General features: G+C 73.6%; 16 protein-coding genes and 1 pseudogene. 11 read left to right on the top strand and 6 right to left on the bottom strand.

Going from position 1 to position 18,093, the window contains the following annotated elements:
• The first annotated feature begins 113 nt into the window (after positions 1-113).
• The 3 genes and pseudogenes from ppdK to GBN72_RS14720 all read left to right on the top strand — a co-directional run bounded on the left by ppdK (position 114) and on the right by GBN72_RS14720 (position 4,106).
• Entirely contained in the window at positions 114-2,903 is a 2,790-nt protein-coding gene (gene ppdK, locus GBN72_RS14730; protein WP_151772254.1) for a pyruvate, phosphate dikinase, read from the top strand.
• A 139-nt stretch (positions 2,904-3,042) separates the two neighbouring features.
• Positions 3,043-3,570 carry a pyridoxamine 5'-phosphate oxidase family protein gene (locus GBN72_RS14725; RefSeq protein ID WP_151772253.1) on the top strand — a complete coding sequence of 176 codons (528 nt, stop codon included), beginning with the start codon at positions 3,043-3,045 and terminating at the stop codon, positions 3,568-3,570.
• A gap of 58 nt (positions 3,571-3,628) precedes the next feature.
• Positions 3,629-4,106 (top strand): annotated as a pseudogene (locus GBN72_RS14720) (DUF779 domain-containing protein).
• Here GBN72_RS14720 and GBN72_RS14715 read toward each other — a convergent pair.
• From GBN72_RS14715 to GBN72_RS14700, 4 genes are all read right to left on the bottom strand, one after another.
• Complete coding sequence (locus tag GBN72_RS14715) at positions 4,096-4,290, bottom strand: hypothetical protein (protein ID WP_151772252.1); 195 nt, start codon at positions 4,288-4,290, stop codon at positions 4,096-4,098. The pseudogene GBN72_RS14720 and the gene GBN72_RS14715 overlap by 11 nt on opposite strands.
• A gap of 161 nt (positions 4,291-4,451) precedes the next feature.
• Positions 4,452-5,570, bottom strand: coding sequence for an acyl-CoA dehydrogenase family protein (locus GBN72_RS14710; RefSeq protein WP_151772251.1), 1,119 nt, complete (start codon positions 5,568-5,570; stop codon positions 4,452-4,454).
• Positions 5,567-6,748 carry an acyl-CoA dehydrogenase family protein gene (locus tag GBN72_RS14705; RefSeq protein ID WP_151772250.1) on the bottom strand — a complete coding sequence of 394 codons (1,182 nt, stop codon included), beginning with the start codon at positions 6,746-6,748 and terminating at the stop codon, positions 5,567-5,569. Before GBN72_RS14705 ends, GBN72_RS14710 begins: the two co-directional genes overlap by 4 nt.
• A complete protein-coding gene (locus GBN72_RS14700; RefSeq protein WP_151772249.1) occupies positions 6,745-7,722 on the bottom strand; it encodes an NADPH:quinone oxidoreductase family protein in 978 nt (325 codons plus the stop codon). The genes GBN72_RS14705 and GBN72_RS14700 overlap by 4 nt, the downstream gene beginning before the upstream one ends.
• A 182-nt stretch (positions 7,723-7,904) precedes the next feature.
• On the opposite strand from GBN72_RS14700, the gene GBN72_RS14695 reads away from it, so the two are divergent.
• Genes GBN72_RS14695 through GBN72_RS14680 form a run of 4 tightly spaced genes read left to right on the top strand, consistent with a single transcriptional unit; the run spans position 7,905 to position 11,605 of the window.
• The gene (locus GBN72_RS14695; RefSeq protein WP_151772645.1) at positions 7,905-9,446 is read left to right on the top strand and encodes an ATP-dependent DNA ligase; all 1,542 of its coding nucleotides are present in this window, start codon (positions 7,905-7,907) and stop codon (positions 9,444-9,446) included.
• Positions 9,443-9,946, top strand: a complete 504-nt coding sequence (locus tag GBN72_RS14690) for an NUDIX hydrolase (protein WP_151772248.1) — start codon at positions 9,443-9,445, stop codon at positions 9,944-9,946. Before GBN72_RS14695 ends, GBN72_RS14690 begins: the two co-directional genes overlap by 4 nt.
• Before the next feature lie 14 nt (positions 9,947-9,960).
• Positions 9,961-11,346, top strand: coding sequence for an NADP-dependent succinic semialdehyde dehydrogenase (locus tag GBN72_RS14685; protein WP_151772247.1), 1,386 nt, complete (start codon positions 9,961-9,963; stop codon positions 11,344-11,346).
• Between the two features lie 25 nt (positions 11,347-11,371).
• Positions 11,372-11,605 carry a DUF6213 family protein gene (locus tag GBN72_RS14680; RefSeq protein ID WP_151772246.1) on the top strand — a complete coding sequence of 78 codons (234 nt, stop codon included), beginning with the start codon at positions 11,372-11,374 and terminating at the stop codon, positions 11,603-11,605.
• A gap of 7 nt (positions 11,606-11,612) precedes the next feature.
• Here the strand turns inward: GBN72_RS14680 and GBN72_RS14675 are convergent, their stop codons facing one another.
• On the bottom strand, positions 11,613-12,308 hold the full coding sequence (locus GBN72_RS14675) for a TenA family protein (protein WP_151772245.1): 696 nt from the start codon (positions 12,306-12,308) through the stop codon (positions 11,613-11,615).
• Positions 12,309-12,436: 128 nt separating this feature from the next.
• Here GBN72_RS14675 and GBN72_RS14670 point away from each other — a divergent pair, with 128 nt between their 5' ends.
• The 4 genes from GBN72_RS14670 to GBN72_RS14655 all read left to right on the top strand — a co-directional run bounded on the left by GBN72_RS14670 (position 12,437) and on the right by GBN72_RS14655 (position 16,467).
• Positions 12,437-13,534, top strand: a complete 1,098-nt coding sequence (locus tag GBN72_RS14670; protein ID WP_151772244.1) for a type III polyketide synthase — start codon at positions 12,437-12,439, stop codon at positions 13,532-13,534.
• A gap of 61 nt (positions 13,535-13,595) precedes the next feature.
• Positions 13,596-14,819: a cytochrome P450 gene (locus GBN72_RS14665; protein WP_151772243.1), complete on the top strand. Its 1,224-nt coding sequence runs from the start codon at positions 13,596-13,598 to the stop codon at positions 14,817-14,819.
• 7 nt (positions 14,820-14,826) lie between these two features.
• The gene (locus tag GBN72_RS14660) at positions 14,827-15,375 is read left to right on the top strand and encodes a cupin domain-containing protein (protein ID WP_151772242.1); all 549 of its coding nucleotides are present in this window, start codon (positions 14,827-14,829) and stop codon (positions 15,373-15,375) included.
• Between the two features lie 165 nt (positions 15,376-15,540).
• Positions 15,541-16,467 carry a hypothetical protein gene (locus GBN72_RS14655; RefSeq protein ID WP_151772241.1) on the top strand — a complete coding sequence of 309 codons (927 nt, stop codon included), beginning with the start codon at positions 15,541-15,543 and terminating at the stop codon, positions 16,465-16,467.
• Between the two features lie 45 nt (positions 16,468-16,512).
• Here GBN72_RS14655 and GBN72_RS14650 read toward each other — a convergent pair whose 3' ends face one another.
• The gene (locus tag GBN72_RS14650; RefSeq protein ID WP_151772240.1) at positions 16,513-17,745 is read right to left on the bottom strand and encodes an acyl-CoA dehydrogenase family protein; all 1,233 of its coding nucleotides are present in this window, start codon (positions 17,743-17,745) and stop codon (positions 16,513-16,515) included.
• Between the last annotated feature and the right edge of the window lie 348 nt (positions 17,746-18,093).

Below are 18,093 nucleotides of genomic sequence, written 5' to 3'. Positions count from 1 at the left end.
ACGATCCTGCCTCGGTCCCGGGCCTTCGGGCCAGGGCCTGTCGGCCCTGACCAGGGTCCGCAGGGCCCGCGCGGCCCGTACGACACCCCGTACGACATCGAGGGAGCGGCGCCATGGCGCGTTACGTGTACGACTTCGCGGAGGGCGGCCGGGAGATGGCCGGCCTGCTCGGCGGCAAGGGGTCGAACCTGGCCGAGATGACCCGGATGGGCCTGCCGGTGCCTCCGGGCTTCGTCATCACCACGGAGGCCTGCCGCGCGTTCCTGGCCACCGGGTCGGAGCCGGAGGGAATGGCCGGGGAGGTGGCGCGGCACCTGGCGGCGGTGGAGGAGTCGGCGGGGCGGACCCTTGGTCTGGCGGACGACCCGCTGCTGCTGTCGGTGCGCTCCGGGGCCCGGTTCTCGATGCCGGGGATGATGGAGACCATCCTGGACGTCGGCCTCAACGACGAGTCGGTGCGCGGCCTGGCCAGGGTCTCGGGCAGCGACCGGTTCGCCTGGGACTCCTACCGGCGGCTGCTGCAGATGTTCGGCGCGACGGTGATGGGCGTGCCCGCGGCCCGTTTCGAGGAGGTGCTGGACGCCCTCAAGCGGCGTCGCGGCGCCTCGGACGACCTGGGGCTGGACGCGGACGACATGGCGGCGCTCGCCGGCGCCTACCAGGAACTGATCCTGCGGGAGACCGGCGAGGAGTTCCCGCAGGCCCCGGCGGAGCAGCTGCGCAGGGCGGTCCTCGCCGTGTTCGCGTCGTGGAACGGCGAGCGGGCGCGGCTCTACCGGCGGCGCGAGCGCATCCCGGAGGACCTGGGCACGGCGGTCACCGTGCAGCGGATGGTCTTCGGGAACCTGGGCGCCGACTCCGGCAGCGGGGTGGCGTTCACCCGCGACCCGGCGACCGGCCGCCCGGGGGTCTACGGCGACTACCTGCCGAACGCGCAGGGCGAGGACGTGGTGTCCGGCATCCGCAACACGGTGCCGCTGGCCGACCTGGAGGAGCTGGACCCGGCCTCCTACGCGCGGCTGCTGGACATCATGGAGACGCTGGAGGGCCACTACACGGACCTCTGCGACATCGAGTTCACCATCGAGCGCGGCCGTCTGTGGATGCTGCAGACCCGGGTCGGCAAGCGGACCGCCGAGGCGGCGTTCGCCATCGCGGACGCGCTGGTGCAGGAGGGGCTGATCGACCGCCGGGAGGCGCTGTCCCGGGTGAGCGGCGAGGGTCTGGCCCGGCTGATGTTCCCGCGGTTCGACGTGAGCCGTACCCGTGAACCGCTGGCCCGCGGGGTGGCCGCCTCGCCCGGCGCCGCGGTCGGCGCGGTGGTCTTCGACTCGGCGGAGGCGGCGCGGCGGGCGGCGGCCGGGGAGCGGGTGGTGCTGGTCCGCCAAGAGACCAACCCGGACGACCTGCCGGGCATGGTGGCCGCCCAGGCGATCCTGACCAGCCGGGGCGGCAAGACCAGCCACGCGGCGGTGGTGGCGCGCGGCATGGGCAAGGTGTGCGTGTGCGGCGCCGAGGAACTGGTGGTGGACACCGCGGGCCGCCGCTTCACCGGACCGGACGGCACGGTGGTCGAGGAGGGCCGGGTCGTCTCGGTGGACGGCTCGTCCGGCGCGGTGTACCTGGGCGAGGTGCCGCTGGTGCCGTCCGAGGTGATGCGCCACCTGGAGGCCGGCGCGGACGGCACGGCGGACGGCCCCGCGACGGACGGCACGGCGGCGGGCGGCACCGTGGACGGCCCCGCGACGGGCGGCGCCGTGGACGGCCCCGCGGCGGGCGGCGGCCTGGTGGGTGCGGTGACCCGCGCCCTGGCACAGGCGGACTCCGCGCGGCGCCTGGAGGTGCGGGCCAACGCGGACACCCCGCAGGACGCGGAACGGGCCCGCCGCTTCGGCGCGCAGGGCATCGGCCTGTGCCGCACCGAGCACATGTTCCTGGGCGAACGCCGCCTGCTGGTGGAGCAGATGATCCTGGCCCGCTCCCCCGGCGACCGCGAGCGGGCGCTGGACGCCCTGCTGCCGCTGCAGACGGCGGACTTCACCCGGATCCTGGAGGCGATGGACGGCCTCCCGGTCACTATCCGGCTGCTGGACCCGCCGCTCCACGAGTTCCTGCCCGACCGGGTGGAGCTGTCGGTCCGCGTCGCCACCGCGCGGGCGCGCGGGGAGCGGCCCGAGCTGCGTGACCTGGAGCTCCTGGAGGCCGTCGACCGGATGCACGAGGAGAACCCGATGATGGGCCTGCGCGGCGTCCGGCTGGGCCTGGCGGTGCCCGGCCTGGTGGGCATGCAGGTGCGTGCGGTCGCCTCGGCGGTGGTCGCCCGGCGGCGGGCCGGCGGGGATCCCCGGGCGGAGATCATGGTGCCGCTGGTCGGAGACGTGGAGGAGCTGCGGCTGGTGAAGGCGGAGGTGGAGCGGGTGCTGGCCGAGGTGGGTGAGGAGGCCGGGGCGCCGGTGGACTGCCCCGTGGGCACGATGATCGAACTGCCCCGCTCCGCGCTGACCGCCGGGCCGATCGCGCGGGAGGCCGCCTTCTTCTCCTTCGGCACCAACGACCTCACCCAGACCACCTGGGGCTTCTCCCGCGACGACGTGGAGGCCGAGTTCTTCCCCGCCTACATCGACCGCGGCGTCTTCGCCGCCTCGCCGTTCGAGACGCTGGACGAGGAGGGGGTGGGACGGCTGGTGCGGATCGCCGTCGAGGAGGGACGCGAGGCCCGTCCCGGGCTGGAGATCGGGGTCTGCGGCGAGCACGGCGGCGATCCGGCGTCGGTCCACTTCTTCCACGCCGCCGGGCTCGACTACGTGTCCTGCTCGCCCTTCCGGGTTCCGGTGGCGCGGCTGGAGGCGGGCCGGGCGGCGCTGGGCGACGGGGGCGGCGGGGGCGGCAGCGACAGCAGGTGAGACGGCCGGGAGCCCATGGGCCCACGGGGGGCCGACGGGGGCCGAAGGACCCTGGCGTCACCGGTGTCCGCGCTGTTGCATGGCAGGACCACCCCGGTCGCGCGCCCGGCGCCGGCCCCGACCCCTGGACACCATGCTCATGCCCCTCGACAACGCCACCCCGCGCACCGCGACGGCAGGCGGTCCCGCTGAGCCGTCCGCCCCGCTCCACGCCGACGGTCCGCGAGCCGCTCCCCCCGAGGCCCGGCGCAGCATCGCCCTCGACGCGTCCGAGGCGCTGCGGCTGATGTCCACCGTCTCGCTGGGGCGACTGGTCTTCACCCGGCGGGCACTGCCCACCGTGCGGCCGGTCAGCCATCTGCTGGACGACGGGCACATCGTCATCCGCACCCCGGACGCCGCCGCGCTGCTCACCCGCGGCCTCCCCGACGGCGGCCACGGCGTGGTGGTGGCCTACGAGGCGGGCGCCATCGACCCGGGCACCCACCTGGGCTGGAGCGTCTCGGTCACCGGTTACGCGCTGCCGGTCGAGGACGCCGCCGACCTGGAGCGCTACCGGACGCTGCTGCGTCCGCTGGGGTCTCCGCACTCCGACCGCCTGGTGCGGATCCGCCCCGAACTGGTCACCGGGGTGCTGCTGGTCCGTCAGGACGGCGGCGCCGACTGAGGGGCGCCGGGGCGCCGGCGCAACGTGGTCGCAACCTCGCGTGCGGTGGGATGGCCGCATGGACGACGACACCCCGCGCGTGGAACTCACCGAGGAGGCCGCCCGCCTGGTGCGGCGGCTGAGCGAGCGACACGGGCCCTTGATGTTCCTCCCCCGAGCTCTCGGCTGACGCTCGAGCAGGGGGGACCCCCATGTCGGGCGGCTGCTGCGACGGCAGCGCTCCGATGTGCTACCCGGAGGGCGAGTTCCGCACCGGCGACTCCGACGTCCGCCTCGCCAAGCTGCGGGTCGAGGGGGTGCAGCGGCCGGTGGGGTTCTGGATGTCACGCACCCAGTACGAGGTGTGGCGGCACACCCGGCTGATCGTGGACGTGGTCCCCGGCCGGGGCGGCGGATTCTCGCTGGAGGCCCCGGAGGGCGTCCGGTTCCTCATCCGCTCCCGGCTCCTCCGGGCGCCCGGGGAGTCCCCGCGCCCGGACCGGGACGGCGGCTCACGGGCCCGGACGGCGCACGAACCGGGACCGCTCACGGATTGAGGCTGCTCACGATCTCCGTCGTCGCGGCGAGGCCGTTGTGGATGGTGGGGGCCATGCTGGTGCCGGCGAGGCAGAACCCGAGCAGGACGCAGATCGTGGCGTGCGACAGCTTGAGCGATCCGCAGCGCAGCAGGATGGTGGCCAGGATCAGCAGCAGAACCACCACAGAGATGGAAATGGCCATCAGGAATCTCCTCCACTGCGCGCCCGGTTCACGGCTTTCGGCCGCAAGTGTGACGCAGCGGGGGTAATGTCCGAGTGGTTGACGTGTCCGCCGAACGTGTGGTGTTCCGGCGTGCGGGAGGCGGCGGTCCGTGCCGACGGACCGCCGCCCCGGGCGCGTTCCTAGGCCGACGGCCCGCGCAGGTCGACCAGTTCGGCCAGCCGCTCCTTGTGCCGTCCGGCGGAGCCGTAGGCGAGGGAGTCGGCCTTGGCCCGCTTGAGGTACAGGTGCGTCGGGTGCTCCCAGGTCATGCCGATGCCGCCGTGCAGCTGCACCGCCTCCTCCGCCGCGTGGACGGCGACCCGGCCCGCGTAGGTCTGGGCGACGGCCACCGCGACGTCGGTGTCCTCGCTGCCCGTGGCCAGCGCGTCGGCGGCACTGCGCGCGACGGCGCGGAGGTTGACCAGGTCCAGCCAGATCCTCGCCAGCCGGTGCTTGAGCGCCTGGAAGCCGCCGACCTGCCGGTTGAACTGCCTGCGGTCCTTCAGGTAGCCGACCGTCTCCGTCAGCACCCTTTCCGCGATGCCCAGTTGCTCCGAGGCGAGCAGTCCGGCCCCGGCCCGCAGGGCGCGTTCGACGGGCCCTGCGGCGTCGTCGGCGACCCGTGTCGCGGCCGCCCCGTCGAGGGTGACGGTGTCCACCGGCCGGGTGAGGTCGAGGGAGACCCGGGGGGTGACGGCGACGCCGCGGGCCGTCGTGTCGACGGCGTACAGCGCGCCGTCGCCGCCGGGCACCAGCAGCACGTCGGCGGCCCGGGCGTCGGCGACTCCGGTGAACTCACCGTGCAGCGCGCCGTTCTCCACCGTCGCCGTGCGCGGCGCGTCGCCGGGGGTGCCGGTCAGGGAGACGGCGAGGACGCCGACGGTCCGGCCGGAGGCGAGGCCGGCAAGCAGCCGGTCCGCCTCCGGGCCGGTGCAGGCCAGCAGGGCCTCGGTGGCGACGACGGCGCTGGTCAGGTACGGGACCGGCGCGACGGCGCGGCCCAGTTCCTCCAGCACGACGGCGGCCTCCCGGTGCCCGGCGCCCTGGCCGCCGCGCTCCTCGGGCACCAGCAGGCCGGCCAGGCCCATGTCCTCCGCGAGGCTCTTCCACAGCGTCGGGTCGTGCGCCTCGCCGGACTCGATCCGGGCCAGCACGGACGCCGGGTCGCACCGGTCGCCGAGCAGGTCGCGGACGGCGGCGCGGAGGTCTTCCTCCTCCTGCGAGTAGAGCAGGTCCGGGGTGGTGGCGGGGGCGCTCATCGGGCCAGGTCCTTCCAGGCGACGTCCTTGTCGGTGCGCGGCTCGGCGGGCAGGCCCAGCACGCGCTCGGCGACGATGTTGAGCAGGATCTCACTGGTCCCGCCCTCGATGCTGTTGCCCTTGGAGCGCAGGTAGCGGTAGCCGGCGTCGCGGCCGGTGAAGTCCACCTGCTCGGGGCGGACCATCGTCCAGTCCTCGTAGAGCAGACCCTCCTCGCCGAGGAGTTCCACCTCGAGACCGCTGATCTGCTGGTTGAGGCGGGCGAAGGACAACTTCATCCCGGCGCCCTCGGGGCCGGGCTGGCCGGCGACCAGCTGCTGGCGCAGCCGCGCGCCGGTGAGGCGGGCCGCCTCGGCCTCCACCCACAGGTCCAGCAGCCGCTGGTGCAGGTCGTGGGTGCGCAGCTCGGGGCGGTCGCGCCAGGTGGCGGTGACCTTGCCGATCATGCCGCCCTCGCGGGGGACGGCCGAGCCGCCGATGGCGACGCGCTCGTTGTTGAGCGTGGTCTGCGCGACCCGCCAGCCGTCGCCGACCTCGCCGAGACGGCGGTCGTCGGGGATGCGGACGCCGCTGATGAAGACCTCGTTGAACTCGGCCTCGCCGGTGATCTGGCGCAGCGGGCGGACCTCGACGCCGGGGTCGGTCATGTCGCAGACGAAGTAGGTGATGCCGCGGTGCTTGGGCACGTCCGGGTCGGTGCGGGCGATCAGGATGGCCCAACGGGCGATGTGGGCGCTGGAGGTCCACACCTTCTGGCCGTTGACCACCCAGTCGTCGCCGTCACGCACCGCGCGGGTGCCGAGCGCGGCCAGGTCGGAGCCGGCTCCGGGCTCGCTGAAGAGCTGGCACCACACCTCCTCGCCGAGCCACAGCGGCCGCAGGAAGCGCCGCTTCTGCTCCTCGGTGCCGTACTGGAGGATGGTCGGCGCGGCCATGCCGAGGCCGATGCCGATGCGGCGCGGGTCGTTGTCGGGGGCGCCGGCGGCGGCGAGTTCGGCCTCCACCACGGCCTGCAGGGTGCGCGGCAGGCCGAGGCCGCCGAGGCCCTCGGGGAAGTGGACCCACGCCAGGCCGGCGTCGAAGCGGGCCTCCAGGAAGGTCGTGCGGTCGGTGGTGGCGGGCGGGTGCGCGGCCAGGAGGTCCTGGGTCCGGCGGCGCAGGTCGCTTGCGTCCGTCATGCGGCGGCTCCGTTCTCCAGCGAGGGGACCACCACGACGCGGCCGGTGGTGACGCCGTCCCAGACCCGCTGCACGGCGTCGGCGGCGCCGCTCAGCGGCACCCGCTCGCTCACCAGCGGCTTGACGGCGCCCCGGGCGGCCAGCTCGGTGAGCTGCTCGTGGCAGTGCTGGACCAGCTTCGGGTTCTTGGTGTTGTACAGGCCCCAGTGCAGGCCGAGGATGGAGTAGTTCTTCACCAGGGCGTGGTTGAGCGCGGCGCTCGGGATGGTGCCGCTGGCGAAGCCGATGACCACGATGCGGCCCTCGAAGGCGACCACCTTGGTGGACTGCCGGAACGCCTCGCCGCCGACCGGGTCGTAGATCACGTCGGCGCCGCGTCCGCCGGTCGCCTCCTTGACGGCGGCGATGACGTCCTCGGCCTTGCGGTCGATCACCAGGTCGCAGCCGAGCGAACGGGCGACGGCGGCCTTCTCCGCGCCGCCGACCACACCGATCACGGTGGCGCCGGCGGCCTTGCCGAGCTGCACGGCGGCGCTGCCCACCCCGCCGGCGGCGGCGTGCACCAGCAGGGTCTCGCCCGCCTGGAGCGCCGCACGGCGGTGGAGGGCGAACCAGCTGGTCTGGTAGCCGATGTGCAGGGCGGCCGCCTCGGCGTCGTCCAGCGCCTCGGGGGCGGGAAGCAGGGCGCGCGCGTCGGCGAGGGCGTACTCCGCGAATCCGCCGTGCGGCAGCAGCGGGCTCGCCAGCACCCGGCGGCCGTCCTCGGTCTCGCCGCAGATCTCCACGCCCGGGGTGAACGGGAGCGGGGGCCGCACCTGGTACTCGCCCCGGCACATCAGGCCGTCGGGGAAGTTGACGTTGGCGGCGCGCACCTTGAGGAGTACCTGGTTCTCGCCGGGCTCGGGCGGGTCGGTCTCCACGGGGCGCATCACCTCACGGGGTGCGCCGTTCTCGTGCACGTGCCATGCCTGCATGGTGGGCCTCCCACGGCTGCCGGTGTCCTCGCCGACGCCGCCGGCGTCGTGTTCGCCCGCGGCGCTGTCGTCGCTGTCGTCCGGCCCGCATACTAAGCGGTCGCTTGCCCCCTGGGAAGCCTTCGGCCCCGGTGGGCCCCCGGCTGCGGGATATGCGTGCCCCGGTGGGGAACCTGGACGGCATGTTGCTGGTGCGTGTTGCCGCCGTGTCGCGTGAGGTCGCCGCCACCTCCTCGCGGTCCCGCAAGAAGGCGCTGCTCGCCGGGCTCTTCCGCGAGGCGGAGCCGTCGGACGTGCCCGTGGTCATCCCGTACCTGGCGGGCAGGCTCCCGCAGGGGCGCCTGGGCGTCGGCTGGAAGACCCTCGGCCGTCCCGTCCCGCCGGCCGCCGGGCCCACGCTCACCGTCCTGGAGACCGACCGCGCTCTCACCGCGCTGAAGTCGGTCGCCGGCCCCGGCGCGCAGACCGGGCGCACCCGCCTGGTGACCTCCCTGATGTCCCGCGCCACCGAGGAGGAGCAGGCCTTCCTGATCGCCCTGCTCACCGGCGAGGTCCGCCAGGGCGCTCTCGACGCCGCCGCCGCGGAGGGCCTCGCCGAGGCGTCCGGTGCCGCCCCGGACGACGTCCGCCGCGCGGTGATGCTGGCCGGCGGGCTCGCCCCGGTCGCCGAGGCCCTGCTGGCCGACGGGCCCGCCGCCCTGGACCGGTTCCGCCTCACCGTGGGCCGCCCGGTGCTGCCGATGCTGGCGCGGAGCGCGGCCTCGGCCGCCGACGCGGTGACCCGGCTGGGCGGTGCGGCGGCCGTCGAGGAGAAGCTGGACGGCATCCGGGTCCAGGTCCACCGCTCCGGCGACGACGTCCGGATCTTCACCCGCACCCTGGACGAGATCACCGACCGCCTCCCCGAGGTGGTCGCGGCCGCCCGCGAGCTGGGCGGCGAGCGCCTGATCCTGGACGGCGAGGTGATCGCGCTGGACGAGCACGGCCGCCCCCGCCCGTTCCAGGAGACCGCTGGCCGGATCGGTTCCCGCACCGACGTGGCCACCGCGGCCCGCGCCGTGCCCGTCTCCCCCGTCTTCTTCGACGTCCTGCACGTCGACGGCCGCGACCTGCTCGACCTCCCGTTCACCGAGCGCCACGCCGAGCTGGCCCGGCTGGTGCCCGGGCCGCGGCGGGTGCGCCGCGCCCTCACGCGCGGTCCCGAGGACGCCGCCGAGGCGGAGCGGTTCCTCGCCGCGACGCTGGAGCGGGGCCACGAGGGCGTGGTGGTGAAGTCGCTGGACGCCCCCTACAGCGCGGGCCGCCGCGGCGCGGGCTGGCTGAAGGTGAAGCCGGTGCACACCCTGGACCTGGTGGTGCTGGCCGCCGAGTGGGGCCACGGGCGGCGCGCGGGCAAGCTCTCCAACCTGCACCTGGGCGCCCGGACGGCCGACGGCGGGTTCGCGATGCTGGGCAAGACCTTCAAGGGCATGACCGACGAACTGCTGCACTGGCAGACCGGACGGCTCCGGGAGCTGGCCGTGGAGGAGCACCCCTGGGGCGTCACCGTGCGTCCCGAACTGGTGGTGGAGATCGCCTACGACGGTCTCCAGCGCTCCACCCGCTACCCGGCGGGCGTCACCCTGCGCTTCGCCCGGGTGCTGCGCTACCGCGAGGACAAGCCCGCCGCCGAGGCGGACACCGTGCGGACCCTGCTCGACACGCATCCGTCGGTCGCGCCGTGAGCGGCCGCCGCAGCGCCGGCCTGCTGCTGCACCGCCGTGGCGCGGACGGCGGCGTCGAGGTGCTGCTCGGGCACATGGGCGGCCCGTTCTTCGCCCGGCGCGGGGCGGGCGCGTGGACGATCCCCAAGGGCGAGTACGACGGGGACGAGGAGCCGTGGGCGGCGGCGCTGCGCGAGTTCCGCGAGGAGCTGGGGCTGGAGCCGCCGGACGGTCCCGTCGTGCCGCTCGGCGAGGTCCGCCAGGCCGGCGGCAAGACGGTCACCGCGTGGGCCCTCGAGGCGGACCTCGACCCCGCCGCGGCCGTTCCGGGGACCTTCGAGATGGAGTGGCCCCGCGGGTCGGGGCGCGTCCAGGTCTTCCCCGAGCTGGACCGTGTGGCCTGGCTGCCCCTCGGCCGGGCCGCCGAGGTGATCGTGAAGGCACAGGCCGAGTTTCTCCGCCGTCTCGCTGAGCACTCGGCCTCCGGCGCACCACACGCGGGCGAACCGCGGGACGAGTGAGGAGTTGGTCGGGCATGCCCATCGCCACCGTGAACCCGGCGACCGGTGAGACGGTCCGGACGTTCGAGGCCATCGGCGCACGGGAGGTGGAGCGCAGGCTCGCGGTCGCCGACACGGCGTTCCGGTCCTACCGGACCACCCCTTTCGCGGAACGCTCCCGGCTGCTGCACCGGGCCGCCGACCTGCTGGAGCGGGAGAGCGAGGAGGTCGCCCGGACCCTCACCACCGAGATGGGCAAGCCGCTGCGGCAGGCCCGCGCGGAGGCCGCCAAGTGCGTCAAGGCGATGCGCTGGTACGCCGACCGCGCCGAGGCCCTGCTCGCCGACGAGCATCCCGACCCGGCCGACGTGGCGGACTCCGGGGGGTCCCGGGCCGTGGTGCGCTACCGGCCGATGGGCCCGGTACTGGCGGTCATGCCGTGGAACTTCCCGCTCTGGCAGGTGGTCCGGTTCGCCGCGCCCGCCCTGATGGCAGGCAACGTGGGACTGCTCAAGCACGCCTCGAACGTGCCGCAGACCGCGCTGTACCTGGACGGCCTGTTCCGGCGCGCGGGCTTCCCGGAGGGCTGCTTCCAGACGCTGCTGATCGGCTCGGCCGACGTGGAGAAGGTCGTGCGGGACCCGCGGGTGCGGGCCGCCACCCTGACCGGCAGCGAACCCGCCGGGCGCGCGGTGGCGGCCGCCGCCGGCGACGAGATCAAGCACACCGTGCTGGAACTGGGCGGCAGCGACCCGTTCGTGGTGATGCCCTCCGCGGACCTCGACCGGGCCGCCGAGGTCGCCGTCACCGCGCGCAACCAGAACGCCGGGCAGTCGTGCATCGCCGCCAAGCGGTTCATCGTGCACGCGGACGTCCACGACGCCTTCGCCGAGCGGTTCGTCACCGGTGTCCGCGCGCTGCGGACCGGCGACCCGATGGACGAGTCCACCGACGTCGGCCCGCTCTCCTCGGAGAAGGGCCGCGCCGACCTGGAGGAGCTGGTCGACGACGCGGTGGCGCAGGGCGCGCGGGTCCTCTGCGGGGGCCGCCGCCCCGAGGGGCCGGGCTGGTTCTACGAGCCCACGGTGCTGGCCGGCGTCACCGGCGCGATGCGCGTCCACCGGGAGGAGACCTTCGGCCCGGTGGCCACCCTGTACCGTGCGGCCGACCTGGACGAGGCGTTGGCGATCGCCAACGACACGCCGTTCGGGCTGAGTTCCAACGTCTGGACACGCGACGAGGAGGAGGTCGAGCGGTTCGCCCGCGACCTGGAGGCGGGCGGCGTGTACGTCAACGGGATGACCGCCTCCCACCCCGCGTTCCCGTTCGGCGGAGTGAAGCGGTCCGGATACGGACGGGAGCTTTCCGGCCACGGGATCCGGGAGTTCTGCAACATCACCACCGTTTGGCACGGAGCGTGACCCTTGCGGGTCTACCATCCCCTTTGTGAACCGCGAAGTGACTCTCCCCCTGATCGTCGACAGCGGCGGCACGTTGCAGGTGGCGGCCGCCGATGTCAGCAAGTTGCTGCGGGCGGTCGGCGGGCGGTGGCTGCGGCTGGTCGAGGACGGCCGCGACGACCTGGACGAGGACACGGTGGCGGCGCTGACCATCGAACTCGCCAAGCTGGCCGACCGGATCGACGTGGCCTGCATCGCCCACAGCAGCGAACGCCCCTGACCGCCCCTCACCTCCCGTCGAGCAGCGCGTCCCAGAACCCGGCCTCGTAGGACAGCAGCAGGCGGCCGTGCGTCCGCACGGCCGCCTCGTCGATGCGGCCGGCGTCGGACCATTCCTGGACGGCGGCCAGCACCGTCTCCTCGTGCTCCGGTGACGGCCCGGCGAACAGGTCGAAGAAGCCGCAGGCCGTGTCGTCCAGCCCGTAGTGCTCCCGCAGGCCCTGCGCGATGCGGGCGCAATAGCCGCCCCACGCGGAGAAGTTGGCGGCCAGGGCGAGCACCGTGCCGGCCGGGGCCGCGTTCAGCGCCAGCCAGGCGACGAAGGCGGGGTAGGCCTGGCAACCCGGGCGCGGCTCGTACCCCTGCCCGCCGTCACCCCCGCCGCGTGTCTCCGGGGTGCCCCCGGTGAGCCCCTCGGCCGCCCGCACGAAGTGCTCCAGCCGCTCGGCCGCCACCTCCTCACCGCGCGCGAGTTCCGCGTAGTACGCCGCGCACCGGGGCATTCCCGCGGCCCGTTCCGCGAGCCGGAGGAAGGCGCGCCGGTCGGCCGCGACCACCGCCCGTTCCTCCAGTGCCAGCGCCAGGAGCAGCCCGGGGCCGGCCTCGCCCCGCTCGACCAGGGGCACCGTCCGGTTGGCCCCGGGGTCCGGGGCCAACGCCGTCCTGGCGCGTTCCAGCAGCTCGCGGGCGTCCGTCGGCCCCATCGCGCTCTCCCGTTCCTCGGTCCTGACGTCACCTTTCCCCGGTTGGACCACTCCCGCGCGATATCCGCGCCCCGCCGGGTGAGGCTGAGTGGTGCACCGACACATCACACGAAAGCAGGTGCGCCCACATGGCCACGTTGTGCAAACCCGCGGTGTCCGTGCCCGAGCACGTGATCACCATGGAGGAGACTCTCGAACTGGCGCGGTCCCGCCACCACGACCACCCCCAACTCCCCCTCGCCCTGCGGCTGATCGAGAACACCGGGGTACGCACCCGGCGCATCGTGCAGCCCATCGAGGAGACCTTGAAGCACCCGGGCTTCGAGGACCGCAACAAGATCTACGAAGCAGAGGCCAAGGCCCGTGTCCCGGCCGTGGTGCGGGAGGCCCTGGACCACGCCGAGGTCCGGCCGAGCGACATCGACGTCATCATCTACGTCTCCTGCACGGGCTTCATGATGCCCTCGATGACCGCCTGGCTGATCAACGAGATGGGCTTCCCCTCCACGACGCGGCAGATACCGATCGCGCAGCTCGGCTGTGCGGCCGGCGGAGCCGCCGTGAACCGGGCACACGACTTCTGCACGGCCTATCCGGAGGCCAACGCGCTCATCGTGGCGTGCGAGTTCTGCTCGCTCTGCTACCAGCCCACCGACCTCGGCGTCGGCTCGCTGCTCTCCAACGGCCTGTTCGGCGACGGCATCGCCGCCGCCGTGGTCCGCGGTCAGGGCGGCACCGGCATGCGGCTGGAGCGCAACAGCTCCTACCTGATCCCCGAGACCACGGACTGGATCTCGTACGACGTCCGCGCGACCGGGTTCCACTTCCTGCTGGACAAGCGGGTCCCGGGCACCATGGAGCCGCTGGCACCCGCCCTCCACGACCTGGCCCGCGCCCACGCGTGGAACGCCTCCGAGCTGGACTTCTACATCATCCACGCCGGCGGCCCGCGCATCCTCGACGACCTGACGAAATACCTGCGCGTCGAACCGCACGCCTTCCGCTTCAGCCGTGCGACGCTGACCGAGTACGGGAACATCGCCAGCGCCGTCGTGCTCGACGCCCTGCGCCGCCTGTTCGAGGAGGGCGGCGTGGAGGACGGGGCGCGCGGCATGCTCGCCGGCTTCGGGCCCGGCATCACCGCCGAGATGTCGGTGGGCACCTGGCAGACCGACAGCGACCGCCTGGCGCGCACGGCGGCCCGAGCGGTGGGGGCGCGGGCGTGAGACGCGGTCACGACACGGCCCGGGACGCGGGCACGAGACGCGGACGGAGACGACACCCGAGATGACCTCCACCACCGACGAGGCCACCGCCTCGTCCTTGCCCCCGGTGAGGAACTGGCCGGCGATCGACCTGCACGGCGCCGACTTCGACCCGGTCCTCGACGAGCTGATGCGCGAGGGCCCGGTCACCCGGATCTCGCTGCCCAACGGCGAGGGCTGGGCCTGGCTGGTCACCCGCTACGACGACGTCCGCGCGGTGACCAACGACCCCCGCTTCAGCCGGGCCGAGGTGATGGGCCGTCCCGTCACCCGGCTGGCCCCGCACTTCATCCCCGGCTCGGACGCGATCGGCTTCCTCGATCCGCCCGACCACACCCGGCTGCGCCGCTCGGTCGCGGCGGCGTTCACCGCGCGGGGTGTGGAACGGGTGCGGGAGCGGTCACGGCGGATGCTGGACGAGCTGGTGGACGACATGCTCGCCAAGGGCCCGCCCGCCGACCTCACCGAGGCGGTGCTCAGCCCGTTCCCCATCGCCGTGGTCTGCGAGCTGATGGGCGTCCCGGCGTCGGACCGGGGCCTGATGCACGACTGGACCCAGCGGATCCTCTCCCAGTCGCACGGCGCCGAGGTCAGCGAGAAGGCGCGCGAGGACATGTCGGCCTACTTCGCCCGGCTGGTCGAGGAACGGCGCGGCGCCGACGGCGAGGACGTCACCTCGCTGCTGGGCGCCGCCGTCGGCCGCGACGAGATCACCGTGCGGGAGGCCGTCGGTCTGGCGGTGCTGGTGCAGATCGGCGGCGAGGCGGTCACCAACAACAGCGGGCAGATGTTCTACCTGCTGCTCACCCGCCCCGAGCTGGCCGAGCGGCTGCGCGCCGAGCCCGGGACGCGTCCGAAGGCGGTGGAGGAGCTCCTCCGGTACATCCCGCACCGCAACGCGGTGGGGCTGTCCCGGATCGCCACCGAGGACGTCGAGATCCGCGGTGTGCGGATCCGCGCGGGCGACGTGGTGTACAACTCCTACCTCGCCGCCAACCGGGATCCCGAGGTCTTCCCCGATCCCGACCGGATCGACCTCGACCGCAGCCCCAACCCGCATGTCGCCTTCGGCTTCGGCCCGCACTACTGCGTGGGCGGCATGCTGGCGCGGCTGGAGTCCCAGCTGCTGGTCGACGCCCTGCTGGACCGGGTGCCGGGGCTGCGGCTGGCGGTGCCGGCCGAGGAGGTGCCGTTCCGCAAGGGCGCGCTGATCCGCGGGCCCGAGTCCCTCCCGGTCACCTGGTGAGCCGCCGATGTCCATGACGGAGGGACTGCTGGTGCCACCGGGCCACGGCCGCACGGTGGCCACGCCCGCCCAGCACGTGACGTTCAAGGTCACCGGGGCGCACTCGCGGACGGCGTCCAGCTTCGAGGTCGTCGTCCCTCCCGGCTTCGACGTGGGAGCGCACGTCCACACCCGCAGCGAGGAGCTGTTCTACGTCCTCGAGGGCGAGCTGGACGTGCTCGCCTTCGAGCCGCGGGTGCGGACGCCGGACGGCTGGCGGCGCTGGGAGTCCAGCTCGGGAAGCCGCGTCGTGCGGGCCACCCCGGGCACGGTCATCGCGGTGCCCCCGGGCTGCCCGCACGCCTTCGCCAACCCGACCGACGCCCCGGCCCGGATGTTCTTCCAGGCCGCGCCGCCGCCGGACCACGAGCGGTACTTCGAGGAACTGCTGGAGATCCTCGCCGGGGGCGGTCCGCCCGACGAGGCGGCGATCGAGGCGCTGCGGGCCCGTTACGACATCCAGCAGCTCACCCCGCTCCGGCACGACGCCTCACCGGAGCGGCTGGTCACCGGATAGGACCGGGGCGCGGCGCCGCCGACGTGACGTCGGCTGCCTCCCGCGCGCCGGTCACGACGGGGCGGCCGGGTACACCCGGCCGCCCCGTCCGGCACGTGTTGCGCACCCACCCGTCCGGTGGTGTCCTCGAAGAGGGGGATACCTGTGCGATGCGGAGGGAGCTCCGTGCCGCGGGAACGCGTCGAACGGCCGCACGGCCGGGTCCGCGTTCCGGGAAGCAGCGAGAAGCAGCGAGAAGCGGAAAGCCGGACCATGCTGTTCTTCTACGACAGGCAGACCCGGGCCGCCGGAACGGGCAGGCTCGACGCCGACGGCGACTTCGTCAACCTCAAGGACTTCCCCGCCGGGCAGTTCGGCTCCTGGACGCACGTCGTGCCCGGTGGCGGACAGCTCTTCTTCTACAACAAGGACACCCGGGCCGCCGGAACGGGCAGGCTGGACGACAGCGGCGACTTCGTCAACCTCAAGGACTTCCCGGCCGGACAGTTCGGGAGCTGGACGCACGTCGTGCCCGACGGCAGCCTGGTCTTCTTCTACAGCAAGGACACCCGGGCCGCCGGAACGGGCGCGCTCGACGCCGTCGGCGGCTTCCATCACCTCAAGGACTTCCCGGCGGGCCAATTCGGGTCGTGGAGCCGCATCGTCTTCGCCGGCGGCGACCTGTTCGCCCGCTACTTCTTCTACAGCGGGGACACACGGGCCGCCGCCACGGGTGAGGTCCGGGACGACGGCGGCTTCGTCAACCTGCGCGACTTCCCCGCGGGGCAGTTCGGGAGCTGGAGCCACATCGTCTTCGACGAGGGATCCTCCCAGCTCTTCTTCTACCGCCAGGACACCCGGGCCGCCGGAACCGGCAGGCTCGACGCCGACGGCGACTTCGTCAACCTCAAGGACTTCCCCGCCGGCCAGTTCGGGAGCTGGACCGCCGTCGCGTCCACCCACCGCCGGCTCTTCTTCTACGACAGGACCACCCGCCGCGCGGCGTCCGGCGAACTCCGCCAGGACGGCGCGTTCCACAGCCTGAAGGACTTCCCCGCCGGGCAGTTCGGGGACTGGACGCACATCGGCGCGACCCAGGCCGGCACCCCCTGACGATCGGCGCGGCCCCCTCCCGGCACCAGGGAGGGGGCCGGACCCCTAGCGGACGTGGACGCCCGAGATGGTGCGGGCGATGACCAGGCGCTGGATCTCGCTGGTGCCCTCGAAGATGGTGTAGATGGCCGCGTCGCGGTGCATCCGCTCGACCGGGTACTCGCGGGTGAAGCCGTTGCCGCCCAGGATCTGGAGCGCCTGGGCGGTCACCTTCTTGGCCGTCTCGCTGGCGAAGAGCTTGGACTGCGAGCCCTCGGCGCCGTTGAACGGCCGGCCGTTGACCGCCATCCAGGAGGCGCGCCAGACCAGCAGGCGCGCGGCGTCTATGGAGGTGCGCATATCGGCGAGCTGGAAGGCCACGCCCTGGTTGTCGATGATCGGGCGGCCGAACTGCTCACGGGTCTTGGCGTACTCCAGGGCGTAGTCGTACGCCGCCCGCGCGGTGCCGACGGCCATCGCGCCGACCACCGGGCGGGACGCCTCGAAGGTCGCCATGGCGGCGTTCTTCACGCGCTCGCCGCCCGACGCCGTCCTGGCCCTCTCCCGGGCACGGGCGAGGCGCTCGTCCAGCTTCTCCTTGCCGCCGAGCAGGCAGGAGCCGGGGACGCGCACGTTGTCGAGGATGACCTCGGCGGTGTGCGAGGCGCGGATGCCGTGCTTCTGGAACTTCTGGCCCTGCGAGAGGCCTTCGGTGCCAGGCGGGACGATGAACGAGGCGTGGCCCCTGGAGCCGAGCTCCGGGTCGACCACCGCTACCACGACGTGGACGTTGGCGATGCCGCCGTTGGTCGCCCAGGTCTTGGTGCCGTTGATCACCCACTCGTCCTTGGCCTCGTCGTAGACGGCGCGGGTGCGCATGGCGGCCACGTCGGAGCCGGCGTCGGGCTCGGAGGAGCAGAAGGCGGCGACCTTCACGTCGTCCGGGGTGCCGTACATCTGGGGGATCCAGGTGCCGATCTGCTCGTCGGTGCCGTTGGCCAGCACACCGACGGCGGCGAGGCCGGTGCCCATGATCGCCAGGGCGATGCCGGCGTCGCCCCAGAAGAGCTCCTCGGTGGCCATCGGGAGGCCGAGACCGGTCTGGTCGAAGTACTGCTGGGCGTAGAAGTCCAGGGAATAGATGCCGATCTTGGCGGCTTCCTGGATGATGGGCCAGGGAGTCTCCTCACGCTCGTCCCACTCGGCGGCCGCCGGGCGCATCACGTCGGCGGCGAACCCGTGGAGCCAGTCCCGGACCTCCTTCTGCTCGTCGTTGAGCTCCATGGTGAACTCGGCCATGACCCCTCCAGTGCTGCCAAACGTGTTACCTGCGGTAACCGCAGTCTGTTACTGGCCGGTAGGAAAGTCAACCCACCTGTTTCCCGGACGTTTCCGCAGGAGGGGACCCCTTCGGCGCATGTGGGCAGCGCCACGAGTTACGAGCCGAAGGGCCGTCGCGGGCCGATCAGTGTTACTTTGCGCAAGCATCACCGATTACGCACGGGTGGGGAGAGCACCGACCATGGAGACGACGCAGCAGGGGACCGCGCAGCAGAGGTCCACCGAGCGGCGCCGCCGCGAACTGCTGGAAGCCGCGGACCGGGTGGTGCTCCGTGACGGCCCGGGCGCTTCCATGAACGCGATCGC

Origin of the sequence: Streptomyces abyssomicinicus, from assembly GCF_008974245.1 — a bacterium.
In the GTDB taxonomy this organism is placed as follows: Bacteria; Actinomycetota; Actinomycetes; order Streptomycetales; family Streptomycetaceae; genus Streptomyces; species Streptomyces abyssomicinicus.
The sequence above is the reverse complement of the archived record's forward strand: the minus strand, read 5'-3'. Positions and strand labels throughout refer to the sequence as shown.